Origin of the sequence: Leptospira paudalimensis, from assembly GCF_026151345.1 — a bacterium.
Lineage (GTDB): Bacteria > Spirochaetota > Leptospiria > Leptospirales > Leptospiraceae > Leptospira_A > Leptospira_A paudalimensis.
Genome location: NZ_JAMQPR010000001.1, coordinates 1,250,810 through 1,267,447, shown reverse-complemented (window position 1 = coordinate 1,267,447; position 16,638 = coordinate 1,250,810). Strand labels below are relative to the sequence as shown.

The following is a 16,638-nucleotide window of genomic DNA, read 5'->3' as shown; positions in this document are numbered from 1 at the left end:
ACTAAATTGTGACTACCCTGAGTTTGAGTTCTTCTAATTGTTTTGCTTCGACAGGACCTGGTGCTTCACTCATCATACAAGTTCCTTTTTGTGTTTTTGGGAAAGCAATCACATCACGGATGGAAGTGCCACCTGTGAGTAACATCATGATGCGGTCCACACCAAAGGCAATCCCACCGTGTGGAGGAGCACCAAAGGATAAAGCATCGAGTAAAAATCCAAACTTGGACTTGGCATCTTCTTCTCCAATCCCAATTGCCTCAAGCACGAGACTTTGGATTTCTGGGTTGTGGATACGAATCGAACCACCACCAATTTCTGTTCCATTCAGAACTAGGTCATATGCTTTCGCACCAATCGAAGAAAGGTCAACTTCTTTCCCAGCTTTCCAATCTCTTAATTTTTGAAAGTCTTCTTCTTTCGGAGATGTGAATGGGTGGTGGAGGAAGGTCCATGTTTTTGTGGTTTCATCCAACTCAAACATAGGAAAATCAACTACCCAATGGAAACTATAAGGGACCTTAGGTGGATCGTATTTTTCTGATAATTTCAAACGTAAAGCACCAAGAGAGGCATTCACAATCTTAGACGAATCTGCCCCAAAAAATACCATATCTCCTTCTTTGGAACCAACTGCTTTTGCAATTGCCTCTAAGGTTTCAGGAGTGAACCGTTTTGTGATCGTTGATTCGAGTCCATTTGCTCCATGTTTCATGTAAGCAAGGCCTTTGGCACGAAAGTCCCGAGAAAGCCAAGCAGTAAGGTCTTCAATTTCTTTCCGTGAGATGGTAGAACCACCAGGAACACAGATCGCTTTGACCACACCTCCACCAGCGATGGCACCAGTAAACACTTGGAAGTCACAAGATTTCACAAGTTCCGATACATTCACAAGTTTCATTCCAAAACGAATGTCTGGTTTGTCTGATCCGTATTCTTCCATTGCCACATGGTATGGCATGGTCATAAAGGGTGCGTTTACCTCTAATTGGAAAACTTTTTTTAAGGCATAGGCCCACATAGCTTCGATTTCACGACGGATGTCTTCTTCTGTCACAAACGAAAACTCCATATCCAATTGTGTGAATTCTGGTTGGCGGTCAGCACGTAAGTCTTCATCCCGAAAACATTTTACGATTTGGAAGTATCGTTCCATTCCCCCAATCATGAGGATCTGTTTAAAAAGTTGTGGTGATTGTGGGAGTGCATAAAACTCACCTGCATTCAAACGAGACGGCACAAGAAAGTCACGTGCTCCTTCTGGAGTCGACTTATTGAGAATCGGAGTTTCAATTTCTAAAAAGGAGCGTTGGTCCAAGTATTCCCGTAAAGCGAATGTTAATTTGTGTCGCAACACCAAACGATCCCGAAGTTCTTCCCTACGCATATCGAGGTAACGATACTTCAAACGAATTTCTTCGCCTGACGGATCAAACTCATCTAAAGTGAAAGGAGGAGTTTTGGATGTATTTAAGATTTCAATTGCTTCTGCAATGAGTTCATATTTCCCCGTTTCCATTTTAGGATTCACGGATTCTGCATCACGAAGGGAAAGTTTTCCCTTCACCGCAATCACATACTCGGAACGAATTTTTTCGACTTTGGAAAAATCATCTCCCAAGATTTCTTTTCTTGCAACAATTTGTAAAATTCCAGAACGATCCCTTAGGTCGATGAAGATCACACCACCTTGGTCGCGGTAACGGAAAGCCCAACCGGAAAGGAATAATGTTTTTCCAACAGACGCATCTGAGACATTTGTGGCGCTAATTCTATTTTTGTATTCTGATGTTACCCAGTGATTCAATTGAAAACCTCTTATAATGGAACGTTATCGAAACGACTGATTTTCGGATTGAACATCAATGGAAAATCGGCCGTTGCTCCCGCTCTGTTTTTGGCGATGATGATCTCAGCCATCCCCCTTTTGTTTGGGTCTAGCTCTTCGGGAGGTTTCACCATTTCTTCCCGATAAATAAAACATACAATATCCGCATCCTGCTCAATGGCACCTGACTCCCGTAAGTCGGAAAGTTGTGGCCTTTGGTCTTTGGAGCGGTTTTCAATGGAACGGTTCATCTGAGATAAGGCAATGATGGGACATCCCACTTCCCTTGCCATTTGTTTGAGTCCTCTGGAAATATTGGCAACCTCTTGTTGTCGTCCACCCATCGCAGCTTTCGGATCACTCATAAGCTGCAAGTAATCTACAATCACAAGGCCCACTTCTTCTGTAGTCCGAAGTTGGCGAAGTCTTGCCGAAAATTCTTGGATCGTCAAATACCCTGAATCATCGATGTAAAGACTTGCCGAAGTGATATTTCCAATACTGTCTTTGAGTTGTGTCATCTGTGCGGAGGTGAGTGTTCCCGCTTTTAAAGCATAGGAATCAATCCTTGCATCGGCACTGATGAGTTTGAGAAGGAGTTCGATCCGACTCATCTCAAGGGAAAAGATAACAACCGTTTTACGCTCTTTTAGTGCAGCATTGGCAGCAATGTTCAATGCAAATGTTGTTTTCCCATTTCCTGGACGGGCTGCAAGGATCATAAGTTCGTGTGACTTAAGACCAGTGGTAGCCATATCAAGCCCAGTAAAATGTGTTTTTAAACCATTGATTCCACCGGTTCCGTTTTGGCTTGCCGCCACAACATTTTTGATGTAATCGATAAGGGCATTGGCATCATCTTTGACTTTGCGTAGTCCTTTGGATCTCTCTTGGCGCGAGATATCCATAAGGGACTGTTCCACAAGACTAAAAACGGAATCGTTTTCACCAGGTTCAATTTTGACTTTATCAATGGCTTGGTTTAATGCTTCGACATACTTCCGTCTGTCGGAAACACGTTTCACACGACGAACATAATAGTCTAACGGTTGAAAGGGGACAGTATCTTTGTAGAGAGATGTAATGTATTCCAAGTCGCGAGATTCGTCTTTAAATAGACGTTTTTCTCGCATTTGGTTTGTGACCGTAACTAGGTCAATGTTTGTCCCTTCATTAATGAGGTCAGTAACCGCTTCGAAGACTCTTCTATGGGTATCCATGTAAAAGTCTTCTGGGCTTAGACCTAAGTCTTCCTGCCCGGCTACCCCTCGCATGAGTAGGTAACCGATTAAGTTCTTCTCAGACTCTATCTCCTGAAGGGGGTTAGAATTCATCGAAAAAGCGTTAGTGTAAGACTATGCTTGGCCGACGACTTTCACTACGATTTGAGGCACAACACCTTCAGCCAAACGAACTTTGATCTTAAACTCACCAACAGATTTAATTGGCTCGCCTAATTCAAGTTTACGTTTGTCGAGTTCTACTCCAGTGTTTTTAATTGCGAGAGCAATATCATTCGCTGTTACAGAACCAAAAAGTTTGTCGTTCTCACCCACTTTCACTTTCACTTCGTATGTTTTACCATCAATCGAAGAAGAAAGTTCTTTCATCACCTTTACACGTTTGTCACGTTTTAATTCAGCGAGTCTTTTTTGGTGGATAGCTGCTTTCGTGTTTCCGTCGTTTGCACGAACGGCAAGTCTTCTTGGAATGAGGAAGTTACGTGCATAACCATCAGCAACTTCTTTTACATCCCCAGCATCACCAAGATTTAATACGTCTTTTTGTAATACAACTTTCATCCGTAACTCCTACAGAACTTTAAACGGTAATAAACCGATGGATCTGGATTTTCTGATTTCACGAGCAAGAGCTCTTTGGTGTTTGCCACAAGTTCCTGTGATCCTTCTTGGAATGATTTTACCACGGTTAGTAACAAATCTTTCTAAGATATCAACTCGTTTGTAATCAAGACCTGCAAGTAACGCTTTGTCAGCGCAGAACTTACATACTTTCTTTTTGTATTTTGCGTTTTTACGACCGAACTTACCTTCTCCGTCTTTTCCACGGAAACCACCTTTTTCGTCGTCATCCATCCCGTCCATACTGTCACGGGAATCTATTCTTGTATCATCAATATTTGTCGTTTCACTCATTGTCATCACCTATCAAAAAGGAATGTCGTCATCACCGGCTGGATAATCATCATAACCACTACTTACGCCGGAATCATAAGAATTGGAACTGTCAGATCGGTCTCCGGATCCGCCACCTTGCCCTTGACCACCTAATAGTTGTGCGGTCTCGACATATACGCGGATCTTTGAGGCTTTTTTGCCTTCTGGAGTTTCCCATGACTGTTGTTGGAGTCTACCTTCGATTGCTACTTGTTTACCCTTGCCCGCATATTGTTTTAAAATGTCAGCAAGTCGGCCCCATGCAACACAGTCGAAATAATGAGTTTCCTCTTTTTTTTCGCCGTTCGTCACATAAACTCTGTTATTTGCAATTGAAAAATTGACAACAGAACTCCCGTTCACCGATTTAAATTCCGGATCACGAGTCATACGACCGATGAGTAGTACTTTGTTTAGATCGTTAGCCATTTGCCCTAATTACGAGGGTTTTTAAGATATTGGCATTGAGTTTAAATTCATGCTCAATCTTGATAACTTCTGCGGGAGATCCAGAACACTTAGTGAGTATAAAGTGACCTTGTTCGTCTTGTCCAACGGGATGCCAGAGTCTTTTAGAACCCCAATCCTCTTCGCCTTGGATCGTGAAGTTGTATTTGGAGAGAAGTTCCTTAACGGCAGACTTCGTCTCTTCTACATTCCCTTCACGAAGAATATTCGTGATTTCGTAGTTTCTCATATTTCTCCTATGGGTATACCTACATAGAAACACTTGTAGGTAGAAGAATTTGTTAGTTTCCACTAGGGTTTTGGTTATGGGGCCTTGGGTCAATGGAATTTCTTCTTGGAGCCTTGAATCCCTTCGCATTCTATGTAATTTCTGACTGTTTATGGGTGAAAAATCAAATTTTCCAGAAGTTTGGGGCCTGGGTCTGGGTCTCTTTTTAGCACTATATGCTGGTTTTTTAAACCACATCACTCCCAAAGAACCCGCACTCGACAACCATTCTGGATTTGAATCCACTCTGCTTGGTCTCGAGATGGCAGAAACACCCAAACAAGTGCAGGACCTCATTGGCATCCCCGATACCATCGACTTTTTCCACCTCTCAACGGAATACCGTAGGGTTCATTATTTTGATTTTGGTTTTATCTTTTGTTATTTGGCTTTTTTGACGTATACGGGACATTATGCGGGACGGAAAGTACGTCCCATTTTCCTCAAAATTTTTATGGGAATGATCCTTCTCCTTGTGATTGCAGGGTTTGCTGACCTCATTGAAAACATTCTCATTCTGAATATACTAGATGCAAAAACTGCAGAGGAAATGACCCCTTCTTTGGAGTATCTCAAACCCACATCCCAACTCAAATGGTTTTGTTTGTTTTCTTATGTGGCAATTGTTTCCGTATACTTTTGGTTATACGAAAAAGGTTGGATTTTAAGGAGTGCGGCGATCCTATTTTTTACAGGATTTTTTTTGCAGGTGTTTTCTATCATCCGCACCAATTTACTAGAACTCAGTTTTCCCTTTTTTGCATTGGGAATGGTATGCAGTTGGTTTCATTACGGTTTTAGTTTGGCCTTTAGTTCCTTTTCAAAAAAAACATAACCCCTTCCCCCCGAAATCACAAGTTCTGTTCCCAGTTGTTTGCAAAGAATGGCATATTCTTTTAAAAAACTTTCTGCTTCTTTTGGACCCAAAGGGAAAAAATAATGATCCCCAGGAAGGTTTTGGTGTTTTCCAAACACTGGAATCACTTCCACAAACAAAAGTTTGTCGCCATCAAAATGAGTCACTACAGAAATATTGTGTTTTAGGTATTGGTTTTTGGATCCAAAGAAAAAATTACCAAGTGAATATACAACAATCCCTTTTGGGAATACTTCGATCCCTTGTGGCACATGGGGGTGATGACCAATGATCACCTTATAACCAGCGTTCACCAAATATTTGGCAGCATTCCGTTCTGTGTCCATGGGTGTGGGATTGTATTCCACTCCCCAATGTACAGATAATACATTCACTTGCCCTGGTTTTGTTTTTTTTATGATCCTTTCTGCTGTGGCCACTCGGAAATAAGCGGCACCTGGGGAATTGGTTCCAGAAAATAACCTGGTTTCGCCTGTATCAGAAAAGGAAAACAATCGAAATTCGGTATTTCCCTTTTTCACAAGAATAGGTAACAAAGCATGGTCGGTGTTTTTTCCTGCACCTGTATGGAGGATTTTAAATTCATCTAACAGATCTAAGGTTTCAAAAAGTCCATTTTCACCAAAATCCATTGTATGATTATTTCCAAGGAAAACTCCATTGATGCCGAGAGCACGTAGGACAGTGAGATCCCTTCTTTCTCCATAAAACACATAGGATTTTCTTTGGTCTGCTGTGGGTGCTTTGTGTAATATAGGTGTTTCTAAATTGATAAAGCGAAAATCAAATTGGTCGAGATAACGAAAAAAACTTCGAAAGGGAAAAAATACATCCTCAGAACGCATGGAATCCCGAACTCCCCAATTGAACATCACATCACCACCAAACCAAAGTTTAGTGGAATTGGTAATTTGTAGTGATTCACCAGTTTCGGTTTGGAACTGATATAAGTACTTTGTTGGTAACTCCAATGGATCTTCCAATTGTTCTGGAAAATCCGCAGAAAAAAGAAGGATCGGGAATAATAGAAGCGAAACAAAAAACTTATGTTTCATCTCTTAAAAACGAAATACTTGTGGAGATACTTCGGTGATTTGTGATTTTTTCAATTTGATTTGGATGAGAACATTTTCCTTTTCCGTATCAAGGCTCACAACTTTGGTTGTGATTTCTTTAGGTGGGTGTATTTGGTTCACACTTGTTTTTACAATGGCGATGGCTTTTAGTCCCCGTTTACCACTTGTTAACTCTAATCGATCCAAACTACCATCTTTAAAAAAATATTCGTAATCTCCATCTGCTTTGGAAAGTGCAACCCTAGTTTCATTCGGATTGAATTTTGCCTTTGGGTTTTGGATTTCATTTAAATAATTCCCTGTAAGGTATGCATAAATCACAGGAAAGGGAATCGTATATTTTTTCCCCGAATTTGGATCTTGGATGAGGATATCACCCATTGGTAAGGTTTGGATTTCTTTTGTACTGGTTGGTTTGATTAGGATTTGGTTTTCGTTTGCTATGAGTTCAGTAAAAACCATTCCAAAAAAACTATCCATCAATTGGATTTTAATTTGTTTAGAATCTTTGGCAAAAAACACCTTTCCATCCAAATTTACATTTTCCTTCTTAGGGACAAAGGTTTGGATCTGCATGGAAAATTCTGATTTAAAACTAGGGAAATCAGGGTTTTTATCCAAAACTTCTTTTAAAAAAGTTTGGGAAGAATTGTCCTTTGCGGGTAAATACTTTCCATTTGCTTTTCCTAAAAAGTTTGGATCTTCGACTTCTGCCGATTGGCAACCTAGGGAGAGTAAAATGAAAACAATTGTTAGATAACGAGAATTCATTCTGAAATTTCCTTTTCCACTCGTTTGATTTTTGACACCAAGTCTTTGTTAGACGTCTGTTTGTCTTTTGAAAGCGAAAGTTTAAAAAATTGTACGGCATTGACTGGATCTTTTTTTGCTAAATACACATCACCCAGATGTTCATAAATCACTGGGTCTTCAAACCCTCTTTCCAAAGCCAATGACGCTGCAAAGTTTAGATGTAATAACGCCAAATTATAATCTTTTTTTCGGTAATAGACCCAACCCAAACTGTCTTGGTAAGCAGGATTATCTGGTTCCAAAGTAATTGCTTGAGTTAACAGTTGTTTTGCCTCATCAGGGAACATATCTTTTTCAGCATACAAATAACCTAAATAATTCATTGCATTGGATGCATTTGGATTGAGAGAAATGGTTTTTTTAAGATCTGATTCTGTTTCAGGAAATTGTTTGAGTTTATCGTAAGCAGTTGCTCTATAAAAATAAAAATTAGGATTGGTTGGATCCATTTGGATGGCTTGTGTATAATCGTTAATACTTTCTTTGTATTTTTCCAATTGGAAATAAGACAATCCACGCAAATAATAATGAGCTGGGTTCGGATTTTCAGCAATGGTTTCGGACAAAATATCCACAGAAACTTTTTCTTTTTTTAAATTACCTTGCAGATATAAATAAGCCAAACGGAATCGCATACGGAATTTTTTTTCAAGGTCCGAACTCAAAACAATTGCTTCTTTCATAGAAAGGATTGCATGGTTCCATTGCCCTAACATCTCTTGGCAGTTTGCAATCTTTTCTAAGTAACTTGCTTTTTCTTCCACTTGAGATGGATTTAATCTTTGTTTCCCTCGTTTGAGGATTTTTTCAGCAAGCCCGTATTGCCTGTATTCATAAGCATATTGCGCGGTTTCTGCATTAATTTGTTCGTAATCAGGGTCATTCAGTTTATCAGCTAACTCAAGAAAAGCGACACGTGGCGACAATCTACCTGGATTTGACTTAATAAAATTTCGTAGTTTTTCATCTAACCCAATGGTACGGCCGTTCACCAATTGGTATAAAATGGGGATGATACCGTCTTTTGGAATTTTTTTCTCATTTTTTAAAGTATCAAAAAACTGAGGTGCTAAATCACGTGCTTCCAAAAAATAAATTTCGGCTAACATGTGCGATGCGTCAATGTCTCTCGAATTTTTTTCCCTGATTTGTTCCAAATAAAATTTGGACATCTTAAAATCACCTAACACAAAATAAATTTGTGCCAAACGAAATAAGACTTCCATGTCATTTTTATTGACTGAATTGTATTCATTATAACGTTTGATGGCAATTTTTGGGTAATCTAACTTATAATTCAGTTCACCTAACGATTTTGCTGTGATGTATTTGTATTTGGAATGATTGTCCCTTCTTTCAATGACAAAAGAAAGAGCGGTGTAGTACAATAAGGATTGGTTCCACATCTTTCGTTCAAAGTATAAATTTCCAAGTAAATACAAAAAATCAGGATCATTGGGAAAAGAGACCAAATCATGTTCCAATACTTCTGTTGCTTTGGTTAAGTCTTGTTCCCGAAGACGGATCCTCATTTGTAAAATTACGAGTTCTTTTGTGACTTCTTTTGTATTCTGTTTTGCAATTTCAGACCATTCCCAAGCTTTGCCTGGATTTCCTAACTCCAAATAATTTTGAGCTTGGATTTCTGCTGATTGGGCACTTGGACCTTGCCCTTTTTCTTTTAAACAAGAGTGGTATTTGTCTAAAAACGACACAGAGTTTTCAAACCCAAGTTTTGCCTCTGCTGTCTTTTTACGGTTGTTTGCTTGGTAACCATCAATCTGTTCGTAGATGGCACGAGAGAGTAAGTATTCACTTGGAACACCAGGCTCAAGGAGGGAACAATCTTTCTGTTTAGGGGTTGGATCTGCCTGGTTTGGAAAAACAGAAAGAAAACATAAGAAAACAAAGAGGAATTGGTAGTTTAGAGTTTTAATTGCTTGAAACATCAGTAGATTCCGGCAAAGATCGGGTACAGGGACAATCCTTGAACCAAATCTTCCGAGAAAATTTAAAATACATTCTGGCTGTTCTCCTCGTGTGGGCAATCACTTTCCCATGGATTCTGAGAAACAAGGACACGATCCTTGCCAAAATCACCCTCACTTACAATTCGTTTTTTGGTTACCCCAATCCACGGATCGCCCACTCTTTGATCGCCAAAGGGGATGCGGTTCTCGAAGGCAGAAAGGAAGGTGGCACTAATCTTCTGCAAACGATCAGCCAATTTTTTAGTGCGGAAGAAAATGGAAAAGGCACCATTTTGCCCCTTGACTTAACCCTCATGGAAAAAGCCTGTCTCTACTTTCGCAGTAAGGAACATGTGGAGGACCATTTTTTAGAACTCACATGGCGGGAAAAAGCAAGTGATTGGGGGTCTCCCCTTTTCCAAAGAATGGCACCACAAGGGGAATTAACTCTCGGCCCCAATCCCAAAGAGTATTGGAACTCACACATTGAAGCCGTGTTAACGGCTCTTGATTATTACAAACGTGCCTTACGATTTTCAGGTCCTGAACTCATCGCACCAAAAAAAATAGAGTCTGTTGCATGGGCCAGTTGTCGGCCAAGTGAAATCTTACTCGCCTACAAAACACATATGGTTGAAACAGAAACCTATGTTTTAAAAAAACTCACTGAACTCGAAAAAGTTCCGAGTGGTCTCAGTGCCGTCCAAAAACGAAGTGTGGTTTTATCATCCATCAAACGAAGTGATTTTTCGGAAGTTTCGGCAAATGATTATTTGGAATCCTTACTCAGACAAATCCTTCTCACAGGAATGAAAAATTTTTCTCCAAGAGAAATGGATGATATTTACGAACGAATACTTTACTTCGTTGGTGCCGATGAAAGAGAGTATCTGAAATTTAAATTTCGTCGTGCCGAACTGTATTTCCAACTAGGCAGTGAAGAAGAAAACTATTACCAAAAAGCAGCCAATGAATTTAAGGAATCTGCAAACATCCAACTAGCTTCTGAAATAGAAGATATCAACTTACCTGCGTTACTTGTTCATGAGTTTGAGGCAAAACTTAAACAAGCAGAAAGTTACCACAAACTAAAAGAAAATAACAAAAGTTTGACCATTCTCGATTCTTTAAAACCAAAACTGCGAAACGTCGACGAACGTAGTGTTGGTGGAAAAAAAGATGAAATCTTAAAGGCATACCATAACCTAACAAGGTCCGTTCTCCGCAAACTCGGACGTTACGAAGAAGCAGATGAAATCCCATTTAACGAATGATATAAAGTATTTTGATTATAACGCGACTCACCCCCCCTACCCAGAGATTTTAGAGTCGTGTTTAAAAGAATACTTAGAAAACTTTTACAATCCTTCAGGGATCACACGTTATTCTCTTAAAAACCAAGGCAAAATTGAACAAACGAGAAAGTATCTTTGCCAAGTGACAAATGGAAAGGAAAAACAGTTTATCTTTTCCTCTACTGGTACTGAAGCTAATTTTTTACTCATCCAGAGTTTACGAATTTTATACCCAAACTTAGATTCGGTAATTGTATCACCTTTTGAACATGCGAGCATGTATGCTGCTTTAGATTCTTTTGGATTTTCACCCCAATTGATTCACACAAACAAAACGGGAACGATCGATCTGAATCATTTGCAAAGGTTATTAAAAGAAAATCCAAAGCCTGTCATTTGTTTGTATGCTGGCAATGAAACAGGAGTGATTCAACCTGCAAAGTCAATTCATACTTTGACCAAAGAACATGGCCAACTTTTTTATAGTGATTTGATGCAAGCATTCTGCAAAATTCCTGTGCCATTTGAATTGTTTGATGGTTATACATTCTCTGGTCATAAAATTGGTGCAGGTATGGGTGCTGCCGTTACCTACTTACCAGCTGAAAACAAAAACTTTCGTCTGTTTGGTGGTGGAAACCAGGAAAATGAACATAGAGCTGGAACCGAAAATACCTTTGCTATCAATTGCCTACAAAAAGTAACAGAAATCCAACTCAACTATTTAGAAGAAAAAAACATAAGACTAAAAGGTTTTCAAAAAATTTTAGAAGACCAATTAGAATCCTTCGGTTGTGAAATCATCGCGAAAAATGAAACGAGACTCCCCAATACAACCTTTCTCATTTTACCCATCCAAACTGTTGATTTTTTCCTTCTAGGATTGGAAGAAAAAGGAATCATTGTATCGACGGGAAGTTCTTGCAAATCAAGAGCCAGAGAAGCCTCTAAATCCTTACTACAAATGGGTTACTCAGAAGAAGAAGCACTTAGAGCAATTCGGATTTCTACTGGCAGTTTTACAACTTTAGAAGATGTGAATTTACTGATAGACCAAATCAAAATACTCATACAAAAACTAAAATGACAACCTAATGAAAATCCGTATCATTTCGAAATACTCTGACCAAGGTATCTCCGATGGTGAATGTTTTTGGGAAGAAAAACATTCACAATTTGGTTCCGTAGAAAAAACGACTCCGTTTTCAGGGCCATTACTGAAGGAATTTCAAAATGATTGGTCCATTTTTGTAGAACGCATTTTATCTCAAAATCCTAAAAAAGAAGAATTTTTAGACAAACTAGGCAAAAAGTCTGATAGTTTAGAACAAATTGTATTTGGTGAATCCCTTCCCTTTTGGAGGACTCCCGGATTTCGAGGCACCATTGAGCTGTTAGTTGATCCGGAATTTTCTCCCATTCCCTGGGAAATTTTAAGATCTACAAATGGATTTCTATTCCAAGATAAAAACTTCAAACGAGGGATTCGGATCCAAAAAAACCAAAGGGAAATTTCCAAAAAAACAAATGTTGCTCTTATCATCTGTAATCCCGTGATTCCTAGTTTAGAAAACACAGTAAATGAAGAATGTGCTAGCCTATATCCAATCATTGAAGAAAAACTTCCCCTTAGAATCCTAAAACAAAATCACCTAACTAAAATTCGTTTCATCGAAGAATTAAATTCTGTTAAATATTTACATTATGCCGGCCATTCTGAAAAACAAGGAATCCCCATTGGAAAGGATCAATTCATTTCCATGAATGAAATTGCTACAAGATCGTTTAGTCATCTAGATTTAGTATTTTTTAATAGCTGTTATTCGTCTTTTGATTCCATAAACCAAGCTGGATTAACAACCAGTTTTCTAAAGGCTGGTGCCAAACAAGTCATTGGATTTTTATATCCAGTGGAAACAAATGTAGCCAAGGAAATAGGAATTTCCTTTTGGAAATATTTTTTAGAATCTAAAAACGCAGAAAAAAGTTTAGATAAAATTAGAAAACAATTACAAAAGGGTTCTGGCAAAGAAATCATAACAGCCATTAGTTTGGTTCAATTTTCTACTTTAACTCCAAACCCACTTCCAAAAAGGATAGTAAGCATTGTCTCAAGTCTACTACTGGTTTTACTTTTCCTTATTTTTACAAAAGAAACACAAAATGAAAACCCAGCTGTAACACCAATCCAATTGGAAAAAACAAAGGAATCTTCTATTAACGAGAACTCGACAGTGTCCCAACCAAAAAACCAGTCAAAAGATCCATTGGTATTAAAAATCCAAAAAATCATTCATCCGGAGTTTCGAAAAAAAGCACTTCTCTTTTTAGAAACAAAACATGAGTTACTTGACGAAACCCAAAAACGAGATATCTTAGAATCGATCCTTTCGGAAGGATCTTCAGAAGAAAAAATGTATTATGAATTCAAAACAAGGAGTGGGTTTTGAAATATTGGGGTTTATTTGTTTTTGGGTTTTTCTTTTTTGTATCCCCGAGTTTACCCCAATGGTTTACAAAACCAGCGACTTTTGAATCCATCTGGTCAAAATTCCAATTGGCCCCCAATTTAGATTCAGAAGCTTATACGATTTCGAGTTTTCCCATTTTACGTGAAGTAGAGACCAAAGAAAACGAAGAGTATGATTATTATTTCCAACTTTGCAAATTCCAGGAAATTAGAGAACTAACAGAAATCCTTTCCTACCTTTCCTTTTATGATGCTTTATTACAAATCAAACGATGTACAGAAATAACTAAAAATGAAACAGCGAACTTAGAAAAACAGATCAAAAAAAAACTATTTGATCTCATTGTATTTCCCAAATTGGAAATTCTATCATCTGAGATTTCCAATGCGGAAAATTTAAGTTTAGTACGTGAATTACAATCGGAATGGGAAAAAACAGTTTATCTCTATTCCAATTTCTATAAACCTCATGAAGTTCTTTTGTTTGGAAAAGAACGAGAATACACTTTAAGTCTCAATCGTATTCTCTATTCGGATATGCCAGAATCCAAAAGAAGATCCTTTTTACTTCGTTTATTACAAGACATCAAAACAAATCAAAGATCCACCTACCAACTGTTTTACTATTCAAAACAAAATCCTTGGAATCTTGCAGAATTAAAATCGGAAAATGAGAAGTCTAAATCCTATTTTTTACAAATCCTATCCTCATGGAAAATTGACCCTCTATTTACCGATGGACAAAAACAACAACTGAACGAATTACAAATTTGTTTAGAAAAACTCCCGACTGAGGAAAAGAAAATTCGAATATTCGGTTTTTTTGGTTTTTTCTCTGATTATGGAAGATTCTCAGTAGAAAACCCAAGTTTTGAAACGAGAGAAAACCTAACAAAGTTGTTATACATCCGCCAAACATTATTCCAATCCCATCATTTTCAAAAAAGATTAGAAAATGTAATGATAAATTGCAAAAATTCCGTCGAATCAAAGAAAGAACTATGAGTGATGAGATACGGAGTTTAATCGATAATTGTTTACTCGGGAAAAGAGAGGCATGGCAAACACTTATCCAAAAATTCCATCGCCTAATCATTGGAACTTGCGCACATTACGTACCAAGAGAAGAAGTGGTAGATACTTCCCAACTTGTGTATTTAAAACTCACAGAAAATGACTACCAATTATTACGTAAGTTCAAAGGGGAAAGTTTACCTGCCTTTATTATCTATTTAAACGAAATTGCCAAAAATATCAGTATGTCCCAAACACGGAGCATTCGCCGAACCGAATATAGAGAAGGGATTTCTCTCGATTTGAGCATTGATATTCTGGATGAGAGGTTAACCCAAGAGGATGTTTATTTCGAATGGGAAGAAAAAAAGGAGTTTTACGATCTCATTGAATCATTAGATGAACCCCATAAGGAAATCCTCATCTTACGACTCAAAGGGTATAAATTCAAAGAAATCGCTGAAATATTAGAAGTTCCTATCGGAACAGTACTAGCAAGGGCCAATCGTGCCAAAGAAAAGATAAAAAAATTACAAACCAAGGAAATAAAGCCGTAATGGGGGGACATCAATAGTATGGAGACAAAAGATCCGAATCCATTTATGAACCGACTCAAACTGAAAGAAGCCATGTATCTCATGTCCCAAGGGGAAGAAGTGGATCCTTCCACCCTCAGTAGGATCTTACAAACGGTAGTCCCAAATCCTGATTCCAAAATCCGAATTTACCTACAGTTTTTAAACGATTCCTGGAAGGTGCTCATGAGTGACTGGGAAAATGCCACACTACACACTTCCCAGATGGCTCTCAGAGGGCAGGGAAACCTAGGTGCATTCCGAGTCCACAGACAGGTGGCAGGAAGGGATCTGGATTTTGTTTTCCAACCAAATCCAGAAAAAAACCAAGTGTTTTTATCGGTAGAAGCATCCAATGCAGAAAGGTTATCAGCAAAATTATTTTTGGATGGAACTCCAGTAGAAACCTTACCCAAACTAGGTAGCCAATCGATGTTTGACTCACCCATCACCTTGGATTCCAGCCCAGAGCTTGCCATTTTTGAATCTGGCAAAGAAATTGGTAGGTATCATTTTATGTTACAATCGTAATTTTTTTGGAAGGTGTGCAATAAACAGGAAACAATAAGCAATTGATAGTGAGAGAAGTGGACCTACCTTTTGGTAACTACTTTCTTTTTCCAAACTAGTTCACACTTAAAGTCATCCCGACGAAAGTCGGGATTTTTTTTACGCGTTCACTCGGAAATAAATCACATCTCCATCTTGGACAATGTATTCCTTTCCTTCCACGCGGAGTTTCCCTTCTTCTTTTACTTTTGCTGCATCACCAGTCCGATCTAAGTCTTCATAACGCATCACTTCCGCACGGATGTAACCTTTTTCAAAATCAGAATGGATGACACTAGCAGCAATGGGACCAGAACTACCTTGTTTGGTTGTCCAAGCTCTTACTTCCTCCACACCTGCTGTAAAAAAAGTAAGTAGGCCTAACAGTTGGTAGGAAGCACGAATCATACGAGAAAGGCCTGATTCTTTTTCTCCAATCTCTTCTAAAAATGCCAATTGGTCTTCTTTTTCAAGTCCAGAGATTTCTTCTTCAAATCGACCACATAAAACAACAACTGGTGCTCCTTCTTTGTTTGCAAAGTCAGTGATGGTTTTAACAAGTGGGTTGTCAGTTGATTTTACATCTGAATCAAGGATATTGGCAACATATAACACGGGCTTAATGGTAATTAAATTGAATTTTTTTGCAATTTTTAACTCTTCTTCGTTTAATTCAACTGTAGAAGCCCTATTCCCTTTTTTAAGTGCTTCCAAAATTTTATCCATCACTGATAAAATTTCTGCTGCTTCTTTATTTCCAGTTTTTGCTGTTTTTGATACTCGTTGTTGTTGTTTTTCTAAACTGTCCAAATCGGCAAGGATGAGTTCGTAATTGATGACTGTGATGTCTTCTATAGGATCAACTTTTCCATGAACATGTGTTATATTTTCATCTTGGAAGGCTCTTACAACATGGCAAATCGCATCTACTTCCCGAATGTGGGATAAAAATTGGTTTCCGAGCCCTTCCCCTTGGCTTGCCCCTTTTACAAGTCCAGCAATGTCCACAAATTCAATCATTGTGGGAACTGTACGTTTTGGTTTATAGATTTCAGCCAGGCGGTTTAATCTTTCATCAGGAACTTCCACAACACCCGTATTTGGTTCGATGGTACAAAAAGGATAATTTGCAGCCTGTGCGCCTGCTTTTGTGAGTGCGTTAAAAATAGTCGACTTACCGACGTTCGGGAGACCTACAATGCCACAATTCAAAGCCATAAGGATAGGTTTTTTGAACCAAGCCTTAGGGACAAGGAAA

General features: G+C 38.6%; 17 protein-coding genes. 7 read left to right on the top strand and 10 right to left on the bottom strand.

Translation table 11 applies throughout. The annotated features are described in order from the left end of the window. Position 1: 1 nt before the first annotated feature. From aspS to rpsF, 6 genes are all read right to left on the bottom strand, one after another. Positions 2–1,807 (bottom strand): aspartate--tRNA ligase, encoded by a 1,806-nt coding sequence (gene aspS, locus ND855_RS05860; protein ID WP_265357581.1) that lies wholly within the window; start codon positions 1,805–1,807, stop codon positions 2–4. 11 nt (positions 1,808–1,818) lie between these two features. Then, positions 1,819–3,162, bottom strand: coding sequence for a replicative DNA helicase (gene dnaB / locus ND855_RS05855; protein WP_265357580.1), 1,344 nt, complete (start codon positions 3,160–3,162; stop codon positions 1,819–1,821). A 21-nt stretch (positions 3,163–3,183) separates the two neighbouring features. Continuing rightward, positions 3,184–3,630: a 50S ribosomal protein L9 gene (gene rplI, locus ND855_RS05850; RefSeq protein WP_108958491.1), complete on the bottom strand. Its 447-nt coding sequence runs from the start codon at positions 3,628–3,630 to the stop codon at positions 3,184–3,186. Positions 3,631–3,639: 9 nt separating this feature from the next. Next, on the bottom strand, positions 3,640–3,924 hold the full coding sequence (gene rpsR / locus ND855_RS05845; RefSeq protein ID WP_174705011.1) for a 30S ribosomal protein S18: 285 nt from the start codon (positions 3,922–3,924) through the stop codon (positions 3,640–3,642). Positions 3,925–3,996: 72 nt separating this feature from the next. After that, positions 3,997–4,434 carry a single-stranded DNA-binding protein gene (locus tag ND855_RS05840; RefSeq protein ID WP_015678373.1) on the bottom strand — a complete coding sequence of 146 codons (438 nt, stop codon included), beginning with the start codon at positions 4,432–4,434 and terminating at the stop codon, positions 3,997–3,999. Continuing rightward, positions 4,427–4,702, bottom strand: coding sequence for a 30S ribosomal protein S6 (gene rpsF, locus ND855_RS05835; RefSeq protein WP_100727290.1), 276 nt, complete (start codon positions 4,700–4,702; stop codon positions 4,427–4,429). The genes ND855_RS05840 and rpsF overlap by 8 nt, the downstream gene beginning before the upstream one ends. 151 nt (positions 4,703–4,853) lie before the next feature. Between rpsF and ND855_RS05830 the strand changes: the two genes are divergently transcribed. Further along, positions 4,854–5,576, top strand: a complete 723-nt coding sequence (locus ND855_RS05830; RefSeq protein ID WP_265355964.1) for a hypothetical protein — start codon at positions 4,854–4,856, stop codon at positions 5,574–5,576. Here the strand turns inward: ND855_RS05830 and ND855_RS05825 are convergent. From ND855_RS05825 to ND855_RS05815, 3 genes are read right to left on the bottom strand one after another with little or no spacing between them, the layout of a single operon-like run. After that, a complete protein-coding gene (locus ND855_RS05825) occupies positions 5,531–6,673 on the bottom strand; it encodes a CapA family protein (protein ID WP_265357579.1) in 1,143 nt (380 codons plus the stop codon). The two genes, ND855_RS05830 and ND855_RS05825, sit on opposite strands and share 46 nt — an antisense overlap. A 3-nt stretch (positions 6,674–6,676) precedes the next feature. Beyond that, positions 6,677–7,465, bottom strand: coding sequence for a hypothetical protein (locus ND855_RS05820; protein WP_265357578.1), 789 nt, complete (start codon positions 7,463–7,465; stop codon positions 6,677–6,679). After that, on the bottom strand, positions 7,462–9,456 hold the full coding sequence (locus ND855_RS05815) for a tetratricopeptide repeat protein (protein WP_265357577.1): 1,995 nt from the start codon (positions 9,454–9,456) through the stop codon (positions 7,462–7,464). The genes ND855_RS05820 and ND855_RS05815 overlap by 4 nt, the downstream gene beginning before the upstream one ends. Before the next feature lie 38 nt (positions 9,457–9,494). Here ND855_RS05815 and ND855_RS05810 point away from each other — a divergent pair, with 38 nt between their 5' ends. From ND855_RS05810 to ND855_RS05785, 6 genes are read left to right on the top strand one after another with little or no spacing between them, the layout of a single operon-like run. Further along, complete coding sequence (locus ND855_RS05810; RefSeq protein ID WP_265357576.1) at positions 9,495–10,751, top strand: hypothetical protein; 1,257 nt, start codon at positions 9,495–9,497, stop codon at positions 10,749–10,751. Continuing rightward, a complete protein-coding gene (locus ND855_RS05805; RefSeq protein ID WP_265357575.1) occupies positions 10,729–11,859 on the top strand; it encodes a cysteine desulfurase family protein in 1,131 nt (376 codons plus the stop codon). The genes ND855_RS05810 and ND855_RS05805 overlap by 23 nt, the downstream gene beginning before the upstream one ends. Before the next feature lie 7 nt (positions 11,860–11,866). Next, positions 11,867–13,222, top strand: coding sequence for a CHAT domain-containing protein (locus ND855_RS05800; RefSeq protein WP_265357574.1), 1,356 nt, complete (start codon positions 11,867–11,869; stop codon positions 13,220–13,222). Beyond that, positions 13,219–14,247 carry a hypothetical protein gene (locus ND855_RS05795; RefSeq protein WP_265357573.1) on the top strand — a complete coding sequence of 343 codons (1,029 nt, stop codon included), beginning with the start codon at positions 13,219–13,221 and terminating at the stop codon, positions 14,245–14,247. Before ND855_RS05800 ends, ND855_RS05795 begins: the two co-directional genes overlap by 4 nt. Beyond that, a complete protein-coding gene (locus ND855_RS05790; protein WP_265355956.1) occupies positions 14,244–14,813 on the top strand; it encodes an RNA polymerase sigma factor in 570 nt (189 codons plus the stop codon). The genes ND855_RS05795 and ND855_RS05790 overlap by 4 nt, the downstream gene beginning before the upstream one ends. Positions 14,814–14,831: 18 nt before the next feature. Next, positions 14,832–15,362: a hypothetical protein gene (locus ND855_RS05785; protein WP_265355955.1), complete on the top strand. Its 531-nt coding sequence runs from the start codon at positions 14,832–14,834 to the stop codon at positions 15,360–15,362. A gap of 138 nt (positions 15,363–15,500) precedes the next feature. Here the strand turns inward: ND855_RS05785 and ychF are convergent, their stop codons facing one another. After that, on the bottom strand, positions 15,501–16,598 hold the full coding sequence (gene ychF, locus ND855_RS05780; RefSeq protein WP_265355954.1) for a redox-regulated ATPase YchF: 1,098 nt from the start codon (positions 16,596–16,598) through the stop codon (positions 15,501–15,503). Between the last annotated feature and the right edge of the window lie 40 nt (positions 16,599–16,638).